The organism is Cylindrospermopsis sp. CR12 (genome assembly GCF_001432185.1).
Lineage (GTDB): Bacteria > Cyanobacteriota > Cyanobacteriia > Cyanobacteriales > Nostocaceae > Raphidiopsis > Raphidiopsis raciborskii.
The window spans coordinates 1-19,377 of the sequence record NZ_LMVE01000107.1 but is presented as its reverse complement, the minus strand read 5'-3'; the positions used below and the strand labels follow the sequence as shown (position 1 = coordinate 19,377).

Here is a 19,377-nt window from a genome sequence, read left to right as displayed (position 1 = left end):
CTGCCAAACTATATGAGTTTGATTACACTACAATTAGTTAAAAAAGACTTTGGTATTAAAGAGATATTAAAAGAAGCGACCTTTAGTATAGATGGGACTGACAAAGTAGGTTTGATTGGTACTAATGGTTCTGGTAAATCCACATTATTAAAGATGATAGCGGGAATAGAGCCAGTAGATGGGGGGCAAATTCTGACTAATTCTGGTGCAAAGATTATCTATCTACCACAACAGCCAGATATGGATGAAAATTTGACAGTTTTAGAACAGATATTTATGGATAGTGGTGAACATACAAAATTGGTAAAGGAGTATGAAGAACTTTCAGATAAATTAGCCCATTATCCGGAAGATACATTATTAATGTCCAGGTTGTCAGAAGTAATGCAGCGCATGGATGCTACTGGGGCCTGGGAATTAGAAACCAACGCTAAAATTATTCTCACAAAATTGGGGATTGGCGACTTTGAGGTGAAAGTTGGGACCTTATCAGGGGGTTATAGAAAACGTATAGCTTTAGCCACAGCACTATTAGCTCAACCAGATGTTTTACTCATGGATGAACCAACAAACCATCTGGATGCTTTATCTGTAGAATGGCTACAAAGTTATTTAAACCGGTTTCGAGGAGCTTTGCTGCTGATTACTCATGATCGGTATTTTTTGGATAAAGTAACTAATAGAATTATAGAAATTGATAGGGGTGATATTTATACATACTCCGGTAATTATTCCTATTATTTAGAAAAGAAAGCATTAGCAGAAGAATCTGCTGTAAGCAGTCAACGTAAACATCAAGGGATATTACGAAGGGAACTGGAATGGTTGAAAAGGGGACCTAAAGCTAGAAGTACTAAGCAAAAAGCCCGAATTCAACGCGTGGAGTCTATGAGAGAAACTCAATTCAAACAAGCTCAAGGTAAAGTTGACATTTCTACCATTGGTCGGCGGATTGGCAAAAAAGTGATTGAATTGAGTAATATTTACAAATCCTATGACGGAAAAATCCTAATTAATAACTTTAGTTATGAATTTAGTCCGGAAGATAGAATTGGCATTATTGGTGGCAATGGTACTGGTAAATCTACCTTGATGAACATGATAACTGGAAGAACTTCACCAGATGCTGGTAGGGTGGAAGTTGGAAGTACCATTCATATTGCTTACTTTGACCAACATTCGGAAGAGTTAATATCAGCAGTTAATGATAATCAGCGGGTAATTGATTATATCAAAGAAGAGGGAGAATTTATCAAGATTGCTGATGGGACAAAAATTACAGCTTCTCAAATGTTAGAGAGATTTTTATTTCCTGGGAGCCAACAATATGCGCCTATTCATAAACTTTCTGGAGGAGAAAAACGGCGTTTATTTTTATTAAGATTATTAATTAGTGCTCCCAATGTGCTAATTTTAGATGAGCCAACTAATGATTTAGATGTGCAAACCTTATCGGTTTTAGAAGAATATCTGGAAGACTTTGTGGGATCTGTCATCGTAGTTTCCCATGATCGATATTTTTTAGATCGAACAGTGGATACTATCTTTGCTCTAGAAGAGGGTGGTAACTTACGTCAATACCCAGGCAATTATTCAGTCTATTTAGATTACAAAAAATCTGAGGAGTTAACCCAACAAGAAACAATTAATGGCAAGGATAATCGCAAATCCAAAAACCTCACTCAACCAAAACCTGGTGATCAAGAAGTACAGAATAAAAAACGTCGCCGATTATCCAATTGGGAAAAACGGGAATTTGAGCAATTGGAAGCTAAAATCGCCGATTTGGAAGCACAAAGAACTCTAGTGGAAACATCATTACTTGCTGTTACATCAGAAAATTATACCCAAGTACAAAACCTCTATGAACAAATGGAAGCGCTTAAACAAGCTATAGATTTTGCCACTGAGCGATGGCTAGAGTTGGCGGAAATGGATGTTTAGGTAGGTATTTTAATAGGCTTAATAATTTATTTCCCCTTCATCTTGCTCTATACTCGTTACCCAAGGAATACCGTTATTTACTGGTGAACTAATACTAATTCTGGCTTTGTTAGCAAAGCGCCTTAATTTGTCTCCTAAATAGGGAACTCTAGTCATGATGTTTTGGTAACTTTCAATATCGTGACAGATAATCATTAACATTAAAATACCACCATTAACTTTGAAATACCAATGACAACTGGATAGTAAAAGGCGTACTTTATTTTCACATATTTTTTTTATAAACTGCTATACAAAACTTAATAAAGTTACTGATTGGATCTGATTAAACATTATAAATAATAATTTTCATTTAAGATTATTAGCTAACACCAGCAATAATAGAATTACTTGTAAGCTTATGCCTAGTGGAATAATTATAAAGGTAAGTAGTTGGTTCCATCGTGACAGAATTGTTCGCAATTTGGAAATTTTTCAGGATATTATTGTTATTTCTCTTTGTCTTGGGTTATTTTGTGTCATGTTACTAAGGTTAGGGGATATGTTTATTTCCTTTATTCGTCCCCTTGATTTACGGGAAGTAACATCTGATATTCTGTTTATTTTAATACTTGTAGAGTTATTTCGACTTTTAGTTGACTATCTGCAAGAACATAATATATCTGTAGGTGCAGCGGTAGAAATTACTATTGTTTCAGCTTTAAGAGAAATCATTTTGCGTGGAGTGTTGGAAATTCCTAAAGATCAAATTTTTGCTATCTCCATATTCTTATTGATATTATCAAGTGTTTTTATTGCCATCCCCTGGATATCTAAAATATTAGGGCACGGCCACTCTAGACCAGATCACCATCAAGAAGGTTAATATCAGCTATTTTGGGATTTGTAAACATCCTTGGGGAGGATGTAACTAAAAACCAAGTAGGTTAAATTTATTTGGGATGTTGTTATGCACTGGATTTATATTCGGGTTTGGTTAACGGCCAAACCCTTTCTATTTTATAGCCTTATATTTCCACTAATATGGATATAACCGTACTGTTTCACATATTTCCTTAAACTTCAGTAAACCAAACCTTGTTTTGCAACATAGTTAGCCAGAACGCTTAGGAGATTTTTTATCAGTAAAAGTTAGGCTAGGTAGACGTTCTGGCCGACCTTTCTAATGGTTAGTCTTGAGGTTTTCTATCTTGAGGTTTTGTAAATGTTGCAGCAGAGAGTCAATTTCCGTCTGCAGACCAATAAATTTTTCTTGCTGTTCGTCCTGGTAGTAAGCCTTAGTTAGCTTTTTTACTAGCTCACTGTGAGACTCGCAGGTCGCAACACTGGAAGATAAGGTTGACATTGACATAGTTGTTATCTTTTTTCCTGAACTAAACTCACACCACTAAACATATTATAATAAAGTAATCTTAATCTTTATTAAAACATTATATACTTCTGATTAGATATTCTTATCAGTCAGGTCTTTTGCAATCGACCGATCGTACCTTCTAGGCTATGTGGTCCCTCACATGGTAAAGTGATTAAGACTATTAATTAATCCTCCCATTCCCAATTTCTAGTTAAGAAGTTTAGAATACTGTGACTTTGAGCTTGTCTGTTGCTAAATCTCATCGCCAACCTTGGCCAGGTCTAATAGAAGCCTACCGCGACTACTTACCTGTAAGTGCAAACACTCCAGTGGTAACCCTGCTGGAGGGTAATACACCCTTAATTCCTACACCAGCGATCGCACAGCGCATTGGTAAACAGGTTAAGGTATTTGTTAAATATGATGGTCTCAACCCCACTGGTAGTTTTAAAGATCGGGGAATGACTATGGCTATCACCAAAGCCAAGGAAGCAGGTGCTAAGGCAGTAATTTGTGCTAGTACAGGAAACACCTCTGCTGCTGCGGCTGCCTATGCCCAAAGGGGGGGAATGCGTCCCTTTGTACTGATTCCCGATGGTTATGTGGCTTTGGGCAAGTTAGCACAGGCCCTACTGTATGGTGCCCAGGTGTTAGCTATTCAGGGCAATTTTGATAAAGCTCTGGAAATTGTGCGGGAAATGGCAGATCATTACCCCATCACCTTGGTAAATTCCGTCAATCCCTACCGCCTGGAAGGTCAGAAAACGGGAGCTTTTGAGGTAGTTGATGCTTTGGGTAATGCTCCTGATTGGCTATGTATTCCCGTGGGAAATGCTGGTAACATCACAGCATATTGGATGGGTTTTTGTCAATATCACCAAGCAGGAAAATGCGATCGCCTCCCCCAAATGATGGGTTTTCAAGCAGAGGGAGCAGCACCTTTGGTTCAGGGTCATCCGGTGGCAAATCCGGACACCATAGCGACGGCGATTAGGATTGGCAATCCAGCGAGTTGGGAAAAAGCGGTGGTGGCTCAAACTGCTAGTCAGGGTAGTTTTAATGCTGTCACAGATGGGGAAATTTTGGATGCTTATCGTTTGTTAGCTTCTTCGGAGGGGATTTTCTGTGAACCTGCTAGTGCAGCTTCGGTAGCTGGGTTACTCAAGGTCAAGGATCAAGTGCCCACCGGTGCCACAGTGGTTTGTGTCCTCACAGGGAATGGTCTCAAAGACCCAGATACAGCTATTAAACATAGTCATGCCCAGTTTAAACAAGGTATACCAGCTAATTTAAATGCTGTGGCCCAAGCTATGGGTTTTTAATCTATCCTCTCTGTTAATTAGGGGGCCTAAAAGCCTAAATAAATGTTGGCGTTTCCACCTTGGCTTTCCACTCGGTTAAACTATCAATGGCATCCCCCAATGCTGTAGTTAGATTAATTCGGGTTTTTTGATGGTTCTCTTGTTCTAACTTTAATGCTCGTACCAAGCGATCGCGTTCTTGTGTAATGTTCACGAGTTGATTTTTTAAATCCTCCATGGACATAAACGCATTGATTTGCGGATCTATTTGGGTGGTTTCTCCTTCCTGGGAGTAAGTGCTTACATGTTGAAACAATTCAAATTCAGCTTTTAAAGCAGTAATTTGTTGTTGATACATAATTGCATCAGCGCGGCGTTGTTGGGACTCAGTATTATAGAGCTGTCGCCATTTTTCACAAGTTTCCCAGGCTTGATCATGTTCTTTTTGCAGTTGTAACATTTGCTGTTGAAGGTTTTGAATTTCTGATAACCATTTTTGTGTTAAATCTTGGTTCATATTTCTTCCTGGAACTACTAGACAAAAGTGGTACATACCATTAACAATAATCACAGATGACTTTTTTATGCCTTTGGAGACAGCTTTGGAACGCACTTTTATTGCCATTAAGCCTGATGGAGTCCAACGGGGACTTGCGGGAGAAATTATCCGTCGCTTTGAAACCAAGGGTTTTACCCTAGTGGGTTTAAAGTTTATGAAGGTCAGTAAGGAACTGGCTGAACAGCATTATGATGTTCATAAGGAAAGACCTTTTTTTGCCAGCTTGGTTGAGTTTATCACTTCTGGTCCTGTAGTGGCTATGGTTTGGCAAGGTCAAGGTGTGGTCGCATCTGCTAGAAAAATTATCGGTGCTACTAACCCCCTAACCTCAGAACCAGGCACAATTCGCGGTGATTTTGGGATTAACATTGGTCGCAACCTGATCCACGGATCTGATGCGATTGAAACTGCGCAACGAGAAATTTCACTATGGTTTAAGGAAGAGGAGTTGGTCAACTGGACACCTCATCTAGCTCCTTGGTTAGCAGAATAGATTAGGGAGGAATGGGAAAATAGATTTCCTATTCTTCCTGTTCCATTAAACCTGGGTTTTTTCCGTTTCCTCTATTTGTTCTGTTTGTTCTATTTCAACCTCACCAACAATATTCCGCTTAGAGAAACCCCAAACCAAAATTATAGCGATCGCACCGACCATTAACCATTGGGGAGGAACAAAGGCTTCGTTTAGGACTTTTAATAATAGACGTAAACCTACTAATGCTACAGTGATATAACCTGCATCTGCTAGGTTTTCATATTCGTCTAACCAGCGAATAAATAGCTCCGCCATAAATCTTAGTGTAATTACTCCAATAGTTGTACCTATTAAAACTAACCATGTTTCTTGGGAAACCGCTATGGCTGTAGTCACACTATCTAAAGAAAAAGCCAGGTCAGTAAAAGCAATTACAGGTATAGCTTGCCACAAAGATTTAAATCTTGGCCCATGGTGGTGATGATCTGCTTTTTCCTGAGATGTAAAATGTTGGAATACCAACCATAACAGATAGAGAGCGCCCAACAATTCAAATTGCCAGAATTGTTGCACCCAGGTAGCTGTCAGTAGTAGACTGATTCTCAGGATGTAAGCTATAATCAGGCCCACATTTAGAGCCCGACGTTCTAGGGTTTTATCTTCCAGTCCCTGGGCAATTACAGCTAAAGCAATAGCATTGTCTGCAGACAACACAGCTTCCAGGAAAACCAGAACTGTTAGCACTATGGGTGCTTCTATACTAATATTAAACTGTAGGTACTGTGATATTTGGTCTAGCATTGCAATTTTCAGTCAGGAGGGATCTAAAATAGCAGCAACTGTGGAATATAGAAAATTTGTCGGTGTTTAGCCGTTTTTTCCAAAGTTATCAACGAGTGTACCATGATTTTAACTAATTTGGGAACTAACGCTTGAAAGCTTACTTAGTAAGTTGACTGATAAATGGGGAGAACGTCAACAATTAATCTACTGGCTAAATCAATTAAATCCAGATTACACAAATCTAGGTAATTACTTAAAATATCCTTCAGTACAGATACTTTTTCCTCCCCTGAATCAACCCCCAAATATGCTGTTAAATCTACTGCTAATTCAAAAAGTGGCCTATCCCGCAAACTATGCCTAATTTTCACCGCGATTTCATCGTTACTTACCAAAAATTCCTTGATCTGATCCAACAACACATTTTCTTGTGCTACCTCTTCATTTTCACCCCACTTCTCTAACCAGTCCCCCTCCACATCTTCTACGTAAAGATGTACATAATTTACTCCATACTCTAACCACTCTTGCTGCATTCTGCGGGCCGCTGTTAAAATCTCAGCCAATTCATCCACTTGAGTAATGCTGTTCATTTCTTTTTGATTAAGCATAAATGCTGTTGTGAGCTGGTAACATTTTAGACAATTTGGGTAACGGACATCAAAAATCTATCATCAGGAAAACTTTAAGTATTTACCCTCAGAAAGATGATCACTGTTATACAGCACCACATTTACTGACTGACGAATAAAGTCATTGTTAGCAGGATCATAGCTTAGAAACAATCCTCTTTCTATTTCCCAAATTTGCAAGGCGTGTTGCCACTTGTCATATTTTTTCGCATGTAACTCTTTACTGACGCTGGTAATTTGGATACAAAGTGGTTTATGTTGATGATTACTCACTATTAGGTCTGTAGCCATGGAAAGATCAGCAATATAGCGTTGCCAAACCTGACCCTCCCGACGTTCTATCTCTTGGGCCATTAGTCTAATAATATCATTATCCAACTGATTAAATTCCCCCCCCATAATTTTTTTCTTCCAAATGTAAAATTTGGTATCGCTTGAGTTAATCCACCTAGGGAACAAATAACCATACCAATACCTTTCATTGGCGGTCATCTGCTCAAATTTTGCCTTTTTGGCCCCTGGGTCTGATGTTGATTGAATTACTAGCCAGATTCTTGAGTCTGTAATTACTTCCAGGAGAAATGCCAGCACATAGGGTTTGGCTGTTAGGGAACCGGGACGAATACATTTTACCCAACGATTGACCTCATCTAGTCTTTTGGCTAATTGGGGATCTATCGTCATGGCTATCTGACTTAATGACTTTAGTTGCTCCTTAATATCTTTTGCTTGCAAACTAGGCCCTACTTTTGAGTAATTAACTCTACTAAACTGTTCTCAATCCACCTCATAATATCTGGATATATGGTTCATATTGTTCTTTTGTATTTCCGTTTCCTTCTTGTTAAAGTTTGGTTTAAAAAATTTCCATCTTGACCCAAGTATACTACACTTTAGCCATTCCGCCGTCTCTTAATAATTATTTACACTCTACTGAATGACTTGGCCTACCAATGCAATACTAAGTTTTTTAACAATCAATACTATTTGGCGAGACTTTGTTATATATAGGTCTTGGTAATACCTTGAGAAGCAATTATGTCTCAAATAACTATAGAATCAATCTTACAAGAAAAACGTCTCTTCCATCCCACCAGTAATTTTTCTCAACAGGCTAATATTAAAAGCGTAGAAGAGTATCAACGTCTCTATGATACGGCTAAGGCAAATCCTGAAGAGTTTTGGGCAGGTTTGGCACAAAAAGAGTTACATTGGTTCACTAAATGGGATGCTGTCTTAGATTGGCAACCCCCCTTTGCCAAATGGTTTGTTAATGGCAAGATTAATATATCTTACAACTGTCTTGACCGTCACCTGACAACTTGGCGCAAAAACAAAGCAGCTCTTATTTGGGAAGGTGAACCAGGAGATAGTCGTACCCTCACATACGCCCAACTTCATCGGGAAGTTTGTCAGTTTGCTAATGTCCTCAAACAATTGGGAGTTCAAAAGGGTGATCGGGTAGGTATTTATATGCCTATGATACCAGAGGCAGCTATTGCTATGTTAGCTTGTGCCAGAATTGGTGCACCTCATAGTGTTGTGTTTGGTGGTTTTAGTGCTGAGGCATTGCGCGATCGCCTGAATGATGCACAAGCTAAGGTGGTAGTCACAGCTGATGGAGGTTGGCGGAAGGACACAATTGTAGCTCTCAAGGAACAAGTAGATCTAGCTTTGAGCAATAATTATGTTCCTAGTGTGACAGATGTGTTAGTGGTCAAGCGCACAGAACAGGAAACCCAAATGGAACCGGGACGGGACCACTGGTGGCATGATTTACAAAAAAATGCCTCCGCTGACTGTCCAGCTGAACCCATGGATAGTGAGGATATGTTATTTGTTCTCTACACATCTGGTAGTACGGGGAAACCTAAAGGAGTAGTTCATACTACAGGTGGCTATAACTTATATAGTCATATTACCACCAAGTGGATTTTTGACCTCCAGGACACAGATGTCTATTGGTGTACAGCTGATGTGGGTTGGATTACCGGTCATAGTTATATAGTATATGGACCATTATCCAATGGTGCAACTACAGTTATGTATGAAGGTGCACCTAGATCTTCTAATCCTGGTTGTTTTTGGGATGTGATTGAAAAATATGGAGTGACTATTTTCTATACTGCTCCCACAGCCATCCGAGCATTTATTAAAATGGGAGAACATCATCCAAAAGCCAGAAATCTTTCATCCCTGAGATTATTGGGTACTGTGGGAGAACCCATCAATCCCGAAGCCTGGATGTGGTATTACAGGGTGATTGGTGGTGAACGCTGTCCCATTGTGGACACCTGGTGGCAAACGGAAACTGGTGGTATTATGATTACACCCCTACCCGGAGCCATACCAACCAAACCCGGATCTGCAACCCGTCCTTTCCCAGGTATTATAGCCGACATTGTAGATCTGGAAGGTAATTCCCTCCCCGATAACCAAGGTGGTTATTTGGCAGTGCGTTATCCCTGGCCAGGAATGATGCGAACCGTTTATGGTGATCCAGATCGATTCCGTCGTACCTATTGGGAACACATACCCCCAAAAGAGGGCAACTACACTTATTTTGCCGGTGATGGTGCTAGAAAAGATGAAGATGGCTATTTCTGGGTCATGGGACGGGTGGACGACGTACTTAATGTCTCTGGACACCGTTTAGGGACTATGGAAGTTGAGTCTGCTCTGGTTTCCCATCCTGCTGTTGCTGAAGCTGCTGTGGTTGGTAAACCTGATCAATTAAAAGGTGAAGAAGTTGTGGCTTTTGTCACCCTAGAAGGAACTTACAAAGGGAGTGAAGAATTAAGCAAAGAATTAAAACAACACGTGGTTAAAGAAATAGGAGCGATCGCCCGTCCTGGTGAAATTAGATTTACCGATGCTTTACCAAAAACCAGATCGGGTAAAATCATGCGTCGTTTGCTCAGGAGTTTAGCAGCAGGTCAAGAGGTATCCGGTGACACATCTACTTTGGAGGATCGCAGCGTGTTGGATAAATTGCGGGAAGGAAATTAGGAAGCAGGAGGCATTTTCCCATAGATATGGCATGGATGGCTGGAAATTATAAATCAAAATAGTGCCTAGATTCCTAAAGATTGTGCTAACTATAGATTAGGAATTTCCTGCTCAATATTTATAGAGTCATATTCTATCATGTCCAAATCTTCTCCTCCATCTTTCCCACAAAGCCCAAGTCAAACCCTATGGTGGCTGTTTTTGACTCGTGGTAGCATAGCCTTGGGTGGGTCTGTGCTAATTTTATTAATTGGTGGAATGTGGTGGGTGCGGGGTTTTATCCACAAGGACCTAGTACCCTTAGCACAAAAGGGACTAACCTCAACTTTAAACCGTCCTGTGCAACTAGGAGCAGTGAAAGAATTTTCTCTAACTGGAGTGCGGTTTGCTGCTTCTGGTATTCCCCCAACTCCCACAGATTCCGATAGAATAGCTATCCAAGCAGTAGATGTAAGTTTTAATCCGTGGGATTTGGTAGTTAACCGTCACCTAAAATTAGATGTTACTTTAATTGACCCAGATATTTATATTGAGCAGGATAATCAACAACGCTGGATTACCACCACTATTGCTCCTCCTGAAGAACCAGGAATTATTAAAACTGATTTAAGCAAGATAAGTATTCGCAACGGCAGATTAGTATTGGTACCAAATCAAAGATTGGAGACACCGGGGAGCGACACTAGTTCATCAGTTCCCATTACTCTTGCCAAACTGTATGGTAGGGTTCAGCTGTTAGATAACAATCAAAAATTTAAATTTGACCTAACTGGAAATAATCAAAGTGGTGGTGATATTTCTATAGCGGGAGATATGGAAACTAAACCAACACTTATGGGTAATGTAAATGTAAAAACTAAAGATTTATATATAGCCGATATTAGTCGTTTAATTCCAGCAGATATAAAAGTAAGATCGGGCAAGATTAATAGTGACATAAAAATCCAATTGACACCAGAAGATCCAGTTTTGTTATATGGCAATGCAAATTTAGAAGGGGTAAATTGGCAATTAGGAAAAATACCACAACCTTTTAATAATACCCAGGGGAATATCAAGTTTCAGGGATCGGCAATTGAGATAGATAATTTGGTGGGCAATTATGGCAAAATTCCTGTGGTGGCTAAAGGTTCAATTGACCAAAAACGGGGGTTTAATTTAAGTGGAGTTGTCAATGCTGTGAGCGCTTCCCAAGCTCTAGAAACATTAAAAATTAAGTTACCTGTTCCCGTGGGTGGTGTATTAAAAGCAGATTTACAATTTTTAGGTGATATTTCTCAACCCGTGCTTTTGGGTCAAGTAAGCAATATTAAAAATGCCCAAATTGATCGCCTGGATTTTGAGAAAGTCAGCGGCAAATTTGAACTAACTACCCGCACACCTCAGATAGCTTTCAAAGAGATTCAAGTGGTATCTAGTTTAGGTGGTGAACTGACTGGATCGGGAAAAATTAATCTGGGTCAAATACCGGAAGTAAGCATGAATTTAAGTGCCAAAAATCTAGACGGTGACGCCTTATCTCGAGTTTATAGTCAGAGGAATAATGCTGATTTTCAAATCGGTAAACTATCAGCCACCGCCAATATATCAGGAAAAACTAGCAATCTTCAGACCTGGGTAAAATGGCAAGCTCCACAAGCTACATACCCCCTAACTGGAGAAACAGTTATTAACCCCGATAACAGCATTGATTTTCCTAATATCACCGTCAATATCAATGGCAATATAGTCCGAGCTTATGGAAATTATAATCGTCAAAAGTGGCAGGCGATCGCCCAAGCAAACAATATCAGATTAGCAAATCTTGAAAGCCTATTGAAAACCAAACTAGAAAATAACCTAGACAATATTAATTTAACCGACGCAGAGCTTAATGGTAAGTTAATTGTGTCGGGAACTTCTGACGACTTAAAAATTACTAATATTCAACCAGAGCAGTTAAATATCAATATTGCGGGTGGTAGAATAGGGCTTTCTCGTGTAGAACTAAATAACAATAAATTTACTGCCCACCTGGTCAGCGAGAATCTGCAGGTTGCCAAAATACTTAGGCAATCCCCACCCATTCTTAATTATCCTTTAGGGGGTAAATTAACTATTGTTGGTGACACAGAAAATATAAATCTCAAAACCTTAAATGCTAGTGGAAAAGCGAAAGTACAAATCGACAATGGTAGAATTAACCTCCAGGAAATCAGAGTTAGTAATGGCAATTATCAAGCTAAAATAGCAATTGCTAACGTGCCTATACAAAAATTAGCATCCATGCCACCCGAATTAAAGGGAGGATTAGGTGGTCAGTTAAATATTGCTGGATCTCTAGAAAATTTGCAACCAGAAAATATTCAAATAAATGGAGTAGCAGGAATAAATATTGCCGGGGGAAAAATTACCGCTTCTGGAATTAAAATTAGTAAAGGTGCTTACCAAGCCATAGTCAGCGGTTATGGTGTAAAATTAAATCGGATCAATAAACAACTGTCCGGTGAAATTGGTGGAAAATTCCAACTAGCTGGTATTCTAGGGTCAGCTAAATTAGCGGATGTGCGTGCAGCAGGTGAAATAGAATTTAATCAAATTAGGGGAGGGATTAACTCACCCATAGTAGCTGGCATATATTGGAGTGGTCAGCAATTAAATATTGCCCAACTCAAGGGTAATAACTTCCATGCTAAAGGTTATATTTTAGCCAATGCCCAACAATCGGGAATGCCAGAACTTGGCGAGGTGAAAATTAGTTTGCAAGCCCAAGATTATGATTTTCAACAATTGCCATTTCCCGTTCCCTTAAAACTAAGAGGAAAGGCAGATTTTCAAGGTGAAATTACCGGTAAAATTACCACTCCCAATGTGGTAGGTAGGCTAGGTTTAAAAAATTTAGAGGTAGAGAAATTTTCCTTTGAACCATTATTAGATGGCAACATTAACTTAGTTCAAGGTCAAGATTTAACTTTGGATTTATCTGGTAAAACAGATAGATTAGCTGCCAACTTAAAGACTAATGACAATAGGAATAATCCATCGGGTAGGTTTTTATTCAAGTTGCAACAAATGTCAGTTGAGGGAAAATTGGAGGGGGAGAAATTAGCTATTGAAGCTAACAACTTACCCCTGGAAAAGTTAAACTTTAATTTACCAGATAATCCACTTATAGGTAAGGGAAGTATAGCTGGCTTATTGACTGGAAACCTACAGATAAATTACAGGAATTTAGCAAGTAGGGGAAATATTGAGATCATTAAACCCCAACTAGCTAGAATTAAAGGAGACCTGTTTAAGACAGAATTCGATTATAACAATAATAATCAGAGAACTACTATTACAAATGGGGAATTTGTCAGTGGTGAAAGTCGCTATTTATTTGATGGTAGTTTCCAACAAACTCGTCAAGGACCGGAATTACAAAGTAAAATCAGGATCAGTCAAAGCAAAATCCAAAATTTACTCACCCTGGCACAAATCTTTGAACTTCAAGATTTGGGAAGAGGTTTTAGATTGCCAAAATATGGCGTAGCAGCTGATTTAAAAACCAACTCGCCCAGTAAAGTAAATCTATCTTTAGGAGAAAGAATACAAAAACTCGACAAGGTTGATGAAATTATTGCAGCAGAAAATAAAAATCGCTCCGATTCTCAACCTATTCCAGATTTGAAAGATATCAAAGGAACTTTTGGTGGTGATATTGATGTGAACCTAAGTGCAAGAACTGGAATAGCACTAAAATTTAAACTAGCAGGAGAAAACTTTACTTGGGGTAGACCAACCGAACCCGATCGCTTTTATAAAGTGGAAAAAATTCTGGCACAGGGCAATTTGGAGCGAGGGATTTTAAGTTTACAACCCCTGCGGATTCAAGAGAAAAACCAGCTCCTATCCTTTACTGGAAATATAGGTGGTGCAACGCAGTCAGGAAAATTAACGGTTAATAATCTTTCTACAAAACTATTAAACAGATTTGTTAAATTGCCAGTGGGAATTGATGGTAATATTAATGTCGATGCTGCGATCGCTGGTAGTTTAGCTAATCCTCAAACTAGAGGAGAATTAACAATTACAGAAGCACAACTTAACCAAAAGCCTATAGAGTCGGCAAATGCAAGTTTTAGTTATACTGATGGCCGTTTAAGGTTCGACAGTAAAATTTTGGCATCTGGTAGGGAACCAGTTGAGATTAATGGGGATATTCCCTATAAACTACCATTTGCATCCGTAGTACCAAATAGCAACATTATCCTAGACATGAAGGTGAAAAATGAGGGTTTAGGACTGTTGAATTTGTTTACGGATCAAGTATCTTTTGAAAATGGTGAAGGTGAAGTAAATTTAGCCATTCGGGGAACTCAAAGAAAACCAATAGTTAAAGGTATTGCTGCTCTAAAAAACGCCACATTTCTAGTGCCAAACTTAGTGGGCAAACTTACGGATGTTTCCGGACAAGCGGACTTCGACTTTGATAGAGTATCGGTGAATAATGTCCAAGGACTATTTAGTAAGGGTAAAATAGAAGTTGCAGGAGAAATTCCCATTTTTACTAGTAAAAATATCCAAATCAATAACCCTTTGAGTGTCAAGCTGGAACAATTATTATTAAATATCAAGGGGTTATACAAAGGTACTGCTAATGGTAATTTAGTAATTACTGGATCTGCATTACAACCACTGATAGGTGGTGATATAGCATTATCAAATGGGCAAGTTTTACTCACAGAATCTCAAACTGCTAATTCATCCCAAACTGAGGATGCAATTGATACTCCACTCTATCAAAATAACCTATTACCTATTCCTACTAAACAGGTAAAACCTATCAATCAAAACAATAGTGGACCTGTCAGATTTCAAAACCTGCAAATTACCTTAGATCAGGGGATGCAAATAGCCAGTCCACCTGTATTCAATTTCCTTTCCAGAGGAAAGTTAAATATCAATGGTGAATTAAATAATCTCATCCCCACAGGAAGTATTAGATTATTTAGAGGAGGAGTAAATTTATTTACCACTCAATTTAATTTGATACGTAACTATGAGCACACCGCCACTTTTAGGGAGTTCAAACCCCGCATTCCTGAATTAGATGTGAAACTTTTTGCCAAGGTATTGGATGGGATCAAGACTACAGATCTAACCAGAGAGATTTCTACAGGATTATCCAAGTTAGAAACTATTCGGATAGAAGCACGGGTTAAGGGTTATGCAGATCAGTTGAATGATAATCTGGAAATGAAAAGTATTCCCTCCCGCTCCCAAACGGAAATTATTACTTTGCTCGGGGGATTAGGAAGTGAATTTGCTGATAACCAATCGCGTGGTGACACCACATTTGGTTTGATTAATATTGCTGGATCTGCTGTGGCAAATTATTTACAAATGGGGTTTAATTTTATTCGGGATGCTATTGGATTAAGCGAGTTACGGGTTTTTCCTACGGTTCTATCTCAGAAACCACAATCTAATAGAACTAATTCCAGTTTCATTAATTCAACTTTAACTAATTCAACGGTGGAATTGGCTTTGGAAGCTGGTATGGATATCTTTGACAAGTTTTCTTTCTCAACTATTAAAATTATTACTACTCAGGATCCTTTACAATGGGGTTTTAACTATAGACTAGACGATAATTTACGCCTTCGTGGGTCTAGTAATTTCACAGATGATACTCGTGGAGTAGTTGAGTTTGAAAGAAGATTTTAACGCTCTCGGGTAATTCCTATCTGTAAATAGGATAACCCTAGAATGATCAGGAATAGGACTAAACCAATAGTACAAGCGTACGTCAACTGTAGATTACTAAATGCTTGCTCATATAAGTAATAAACAATTGTTTTGGAGCTATTGATAGGTCCACCACCAGTCATAATGTAAACTTCTTCAAAAACTTTAGTAGCGGAAATAGCGGAAATAACTGCTACTAGAGCTAAATAGGGACGCATTAGGGGAATAGTAATGTCTATATGTTGACGAATACCTTCAGAACCGTCAATAGCAGCAGCTTCATAAATGTCTTCGGGAATAGATTGTAAACCAGCTAGATAAATAACCATGTAATATCCCAAACCCTTCCAAATAGTCACAACCATAACGCTGGCCAGGGAAATGGGCACAATTCCTAAGATTTTATCTGGACTGGTTAACCAGGGAATCCCATCGGGAAAGATACCCAAGGTTTTGATTAATTGATTTAATAAACCATTTTCTGCATATAACCATTTCCAAGCAATACCAGCAACTACCATGGAAATTACTACGGGTGTGTAATAAGCAGTTCTAAACCAACTCATTCCCCGTAATTTTTGATTCACTAAAATTGCTAAAATTAAGGGTAGAATAACTAGAATTGGTACAACTCCCACCAGGTAAACAATAGTATTAACTAGGGTTAGCCAGAACACAGGATCATACCATAACCGAACAAAGTTGTCAATACCTATAAATTTGGGGGACTCCCCAATATCTTGATAGGTGGTAAAACTCAGGTAAAAAGCTTGCAGTGCAGGTACAAAAACGGTTAAGCTTAGCAAAAACAAAGCAGGTATTAAAAAGAAGTAGGGGGTCAGTTTTTGTTTGATTCTATTCCAGGTTTTGAATGTTAGTTGATTGGTCATGGCTTTGTTACTATTGTTGATCAGGATTTAACTATGTTTAAGTTTCCTATAGGTTTTGTATAGATTTCCGATTCTGAATTAATTGTAGTAAGATTTAATCGCAGTGATGCTGATTAGATGAGGAATAGATTGATTCATTGACATTGATATAGTAATCACTAAAAGAGTTAGCTGCTTAACTTACCATTATTTCCCAGATAGATCCCAACAATCCTGAAATCCACATGTCGCAATTAAGAGATTCCCTGCGTCGCACCAAAATCGTTGCTACCATCGGACCTGCTACCAGCAGTCCAGAAATGCTAAAAGCTATTATTGAAGCTGGAGCAACCACTCTAAGATTAAATTTTTCCCATGGGACTCACGCTGATCATCAGCGTAGCATCCGTTTGATTAGACAAACTGCTTTTGAGTTAAACAGACCAGTAGCAATCTTGCAAGATTTACAAGGACCTAAAATTCGTCTAGGTAAATTTGATAATGGTTTTATCATGCTATCTAAAGGCGATCGCTTTACTCTAACAAATCGTCCAGTAGTGGGGAATGAAGAAATTAGCTGTGTCACCTATGATTATCTAGCAGAGGAAGTGCCAATTGGGTCAAAAATTCTCCTTGATGATGGTCGAGTAGAAATGGTGGTGGAAGAAATTAACCGTGACAAAGGAGATTTACATTGTCGAGTCACAGTTGCGGGTAAACTTTCTAACAACAAGGGGGTCAACTTTCCCGGAGTGTATTTGTCTATTAAAGCCATGACCGATAAGGATCGAGAGGATCTGATGTTTGGTTTAGACCAGGGAGTGGATTGGGTGGCTTTGTCCTTTGTGCGTAACCCCCAAGACATTATAGAAATCAAAGAGTTAATTTCCAGCACTGGTAAGAATGTGCCCGTAGTTGCCAAGATAGAGAAACACGAAGCCATAGAACAAATGGAAGAAGTTCTTTCCTTGTGTGATGGAGTAATGGTTGCTAGGGGTGATTTAGGGGTAGAACTACCTGCAGAAGATGTTCCCGTACTACAAAAGCGATTAATTGCCACGGCTAACCGTTTAGGCATTCCTATTATCACTGCTACTCAAATGTTAGATAGCATGGTCAGTAATCCTCGTCCAACTCGTGCTGAAGTGTCCGACGTTGCCAACGCGATTTTAGATGGTACAGATGCGGTAATGCTTTCCAATGAGACGGCGGTAGGTAACTATCCGGTAGAAGCAGTAGCTACTATGGCTAGAATAGCAGAGCGTATTGAACAGGAACAGATAAATACCAGTTCCCGTTTAGGAACAGATGATAAACGTTCTATTCCTAATGCTATTAGTCAAGCTGTGGGACAGATTGCTGAGAACTTAGGTGCAGCAGCAATCATGACCTTGACCCAAACGGGAGCAACTGCGCGTAATGTTTCTAAATACCGTCCTAAAACGCCCATTTTAGCTATCACACCTCATGTAAACGTAGCCAGACAATTACAAATGGTTTGGGGTGTTAGACCTTTACTCGTATTGGACTTACCTTCCACCGGTCAAACATTCCAAGCTGCCATTAACGTAGCTCAAGAAAAAAGGCTCTTGAGTGAGGGGGATTTAGTTGTAATGACTGCTGGTACATTGCAGGGAGTTTCTGGGTCTACAGACCTAATTAAAGTGGAAGTAGTCACAGCTATATTAGGTCAAGGAATTGGTTTAGGACAGGGTTCTGTTAGTGGTCGTGCAAGAGTGGTGCGCAATGGTATAGACGCGACCAATTTCAGCCAAGGAGATATTTTAGTAGCATCCAGCACCGGAGCAGGTTGTGTGGAAGCAATCCGTAAGGCTAGTGGTATTATTACGGAGGAGGAGAGTTTGAATAGTCATGCTGCTGTAATTGGATTGAGATTAGGAGTACCAGTAATAGTGGGTGTCAAGCAAGCGACCCAAGTAATAAAAGATGGGACAATTTTGACCTTAGATATGCAGCGGGGATTAGTCTATTCTGGTGCGGTGGGTACAAGGTGAACATGCTCTATTACAATTCTAAGAAATTGGACTAATCATTACAGATGAGCCAAGAAGTAAACCTAAAAAACTTGCCTTTGGGGATAAACACGCTGGACAAACTGCGTGGTAGTGACTGTGTCTATGTGGACAAAACGCATTTGGCATTAAAACTGATTAAACAACCTGGTGCGTTTTTTTTGTCACGACCAAGACGCTTTGGCAAAAGTCTATTCAAGGACATCACTATTAGCGAAGCTTACTCATCCATCTGTGGTTATACTGAAACCGACCTGCGAGAGTCCTTCGGTGACCACCTTGAGGGAGTAGATTGGGATGCACTGCGCCATTGGTACAATGGTTATAATTGGACAGGTTCAGAGACTGTTTATAACCCCAGGGGAATCAAGTCCGGGATAATGCAGCACTTGACCAAATCCTCCAGCGAAACTATGCTGAAAAATACCGTGGGGAACCGGGAAAATCTGTCCATGAAATTGGTTTGATATTTAGTCGCAGCCAAAGGAATCTTATACAAGCGAACTGGCAATAAGTCTGGTTAAGAATTGACCTGCTCTAATAAGAGCCTAATATATTGGATTAATCATTACATGATGAGCCAAGAAGTAGACGTAAAAAACTTGCCGTTAGGGATAAACACGCTAGACAAAATGCGTGGTAGTAACTGTGTCTATGTGGACAAAACGAGTTTCGCATTAAGATTAATTAAACAACCTGGAGCGTT

At 39.3% G+C, this 19,377-nt stretch carries 14 protein-coding genes and 2 pseudogenes; 9 read left to right on the top strand and 7 right to left on the bottom strand.

Annotated elements, in window-relative coordinates:
* Positions 1-12 precede the first annotated feature (12 nt).
* Positions 13-1,944 carry an ABC-F family ATP-binding cassette domain-containing protein gene (locus tag ASL19_RS12625; protein WP_057178624.1) on the top strand — a complete coding sequence of 644 codons (1,932 nt, stop codon included), beginning with the start codon at positions 13-15 and terminating at the stop codon, positions 1,942-1,944.
* An 18-nt stretch (positions 1,945-1,962) separates the two neighbouring features.
* Here the strand turns inward: ASL19_RS12625 and ASL19_RS12620 are convergent.
* Positions 1,963-2,214: pseudogene (locus tag ASL19_RS12620) on the bottom strand (hypothetical protein); the annotation flags it as partial.
* A gap of 130 nt (positions 2,215-2,344) precedes the next feature.
* Between ASL19_RS12620 and ASL19_RS12615 the strand changes: the two are divergent.
* Positions 2,345-2,809: a phosphate-starvation-inducible PsiE family protein gene (locus ASL19_RS12615; protein WP_006277284.1), complete on the top strand. Its 465-nt coding sequence runs from the start codon at positions 2,345-2,347 to the stop codon at positions 2,807-2,809.
* Positions 2,810-3,106: 297 nt separating this feature from the next.
* Here ASL19_RS12615 and ASL19_RS12610 read toward each other — a convergent pair whose 3' ends face one another.
* Complete coding sequence (locus ASL19_RS12610) at positions 3,107-3,295, bottom strand: hypothetical protein (protein ID WP_006277283.1); 189 nt, start codon at positions 3,293-3,295, stop codon at positions 3,107-3,109.
* Between the two features lie 233 nt (positions 3,296-3,528).
* Between ASL19_RS12610 and thrC the strand changes: the two genes are divergently transcribed.
* Positions 3,529-4,620 carry a threonine synthase gene (thrC, locus tag ASL19_RS12605; protein WP_006277282.1) on the top strand — a complete coding sequence of 364 codons (1,092 nt, stop codon included), beginning with the start codon at positions 3,529-3,531 and terminating at the stop codon, positions 4,618-4,620.
* Positions 4,621-4,654: 34 nt separating this feature from the next.
* Here the strand turns inward: thrC and ASL19_RS12600 are convergent, their stop codons facing one another.
* Positions 4,655-5,116 carry a hypothetical protein gene (locus ASL19_RS12600; RefSeq protein WP_057178623.1) on the bottom strand — a complete coding sequence of 154 codons (462 nt, stop codon included), beginning with the start codon at positions 5,114-5,116 and terminating at the stop codon, positions 4,655-4,657.
* An 85-nt stretch (positions 5,117-5,201) separates the two neighbouring features.
* Between ASL19_RS12600 and ndk the strand changes: the two genes are divergently transcribed.
* Positions 5,202-5,651, top strand: coding sequence for a nucleoside-diphosphate kinase (gene ndk / locus ASL19_RS12595; RefSeq protein WP_040009052.1), 450 nt, complete (start codon positions 5,202-5,204; stop codon positions 5,649-5,651).
* A 45-nt stretch (positions 5,652-5,696) separates the two neighbouring features.
* On the opposite strand, the gene ASL19_RS12590 is transcribed toward ndk, so the two are convergent.
* The 3 genes from ASL19_RS12590 to ASL19_RS12580 form a co-directional block, all read right to left on the bottom strand.
* The gene (locus ASL19_RS12590; RefSeq protein WP_006277278.1) at positions 5,697-6,434 is read right to left on the bottom strand and encodes a TerC family protein; all 738 of its coding nucleotides are present in this window, start codon (positions 6,432-6,434) and stop codon (positions 5,697-5,699) included.
* A gap of 143 nt (positions 6,435-6,577) precedes the next feature.
* Positions 6,578-7,027 (bottom strand): hypothetical protein, encoded by a 450-nt coding sequence (locus ASL19_RS12585; RefSeq protein WP_006277276.1) that lies wholly within the window; start codon positions 7,025-7,027, stop codon positions 6,578-6,580.
* Positions 7,028-7,090: 63 nt separating this feature from the next.
* Positions 7,091-7,783, bottom strand: coding sequence for a hypothetical protein (locus ASL19_RS12580; protein WP_057178622.1), 693 nt, complete (start codon positions 7,781-7,783; stop codon positions 7,091-7,093).
* Between the two features lie 303 nt (positions 7,784-8,086).
* On the opposite strand from ASL19_RS12580, the gene acs reads away from it, so the two are divergent.
* Together acs and ASL19_RS12570 are read left to right on the top strand one after the other, a co-directional pair.
* The gene (gene acs, locus ASL19_RS12575; RefSeq protein ID WP_057178621.1) at positions 8,087-10,057 is read left to right on the top strand and encodes an acetate--CoA ligase; all 1,971 of its coding nucleotides are present in this window, start codon (positions 8,087-8,089) and stop codon (positions 10,055-10,057) included.
* Between the two features lie 138 nt (positions 10,058-10,195).
* On the top strand, positions 10,196-15,748 hold the full coding sequence (locus tag ASL19_RS12570; RefSeq protein ID WP_057178620.1) for a translocation/assembly module TamB domain-containing protein: 5,553 nt from the start codon (positions 10,196-10,198) through the stop codon (positions 15,746-15,748).
* On the opposite strand, the gene ASL19_RS12565 is transcribed toward ASL19_RS12570, so the two are convergent.
* Complete coding sequence (locus tag ASL19_RS12565; RefSeq protein WP_057178619.1) at positions 15,745-16,659, bottom strand: carbohydrate ABC transporter permease; 915 nt, start codon at positions 16,657-16,659, stop codon at positions 15,745-15,747. The two genes, ASL19_RS12570 and ASL19_RS12565, sit on opposite strands and share 4 nt — an antisense overlap.
* A gap of 224 nt (positions 16,660-16,883) precedes the next feature.
* On the opposite strand from ASL19_RS12565, the gene pyk reads away from it, so the two are divergent.
* From pyk to ASL19_RS18665, 3 genes and pseudogenes are all read left to right on the top strand, one after another.
* Positions 16,884-18,653, top strand: coding sequence for a pyruvate kinase (gene pyk, locus ASL19_RS12560; protein ID WP_057178618.1), 1,770 nt, complete (start codon positions 16,884-16,886; stop codon positions 18,651-18,653).
* Positions 18,654-18,697: 44 nt separating this feature from the next.
* Positions 18,698-18,979, top strand: a pseudogene (locus tag ASL19_RS18670) (AAA family ATPase); the annotation flags it as partial.
* 89 nt (positions 18,980-19,068) lie between these two features.
* Positions 19,069-19,185 carry a hypothetical protein gene (locus tag ASL19_RS18665; RefSeq protein WP_072149140.1) on the top strand — a complete coding sequence of 39 codons (117 nt, stop codon included), beginning with the start codon at positions 19,069-19,071 and terminating at the stop codon, positions 19,183-19,185.
* The last annotated feature ends 192 nt before the right edge of the window (positions 19,186-19,377 follow it).

What these genes read in the sequence shown, in the direction of transcription:
- ASL19_RS12570 (WP_057178620.1), top strand. Translation starts at nt 10,196, where the DNA reads ATGTCCAAATCTTCTCCTCCATCTTTCCCACAAAGCCCAAGTCAAACC.
- ASL19_RS12615 (WP_006277284.1), top strand. Translation starts at nt 2,345, where the DNA reads ATGCCTAGTGGAATAATTATAAAGGTAAGTAGTTGGTTCCATCGTGAC.
- ASL19_RS12625 (WP_057178624.1), top strand. Translation starts at nt 13, where the DNA reads ATGAGTTTGATTACACTACAATTAGTTAAAAAAGACTTTGGTATTAAA.
- ASL19_RS12565 (WP_057178619.1), bottom strand. Translation starts at nt 16,659, where the DNA reads ATGACCAATCAACTAACATTCAAAACCTGGAATAGAATCAAACAAAAA.
- ASL19_RS12590 (WP_006277278.1), bottom strand. Translation starts at nt 6,434, where the DNA reads ATGCTAGACCAAATATCACAGTACCTACAGTTTAATATTAGTATAGAA.
- ASL19_RS12585 (WP_006277276.1), bottom strand. Translation starts at nt 7,027, where the DNA reads ATGCTTAATCAAAAAGAAATGAACAGCATTACTCAAGTGGATGAATTG.
- pyk (WP_057178618.1), top strand. Translation starts at nt 16,884, where the DNA reads ATGTCGCAATTAAGAGATTCCCTGCGTCGCACCAAAATCGTTGCTACC.
- ASL19_RS12600 (WP_057178623.1), bottom strand. Translation starts at nt 5,116, where the DNA reads ATGAACCAAGATTTAACACAAAAATGGTTATCAGAAATTCAAAACCTT.
- ASL19_RS12610 (WP_006277283.1), bottom strand. Translation starts at nt 3,295, where the DNA reads ATGTCAATGTCAACCTTATCTTCCAGTGTTGCGACCTGCGAGTCTCAC.
- acs (WP_057178621.1), top strand. Translation starts at nt 8,087, where the DNA reads ATGTCTCAAATAACTATAGAATCAATCTTACAAGAAAAACGTCTCTTC.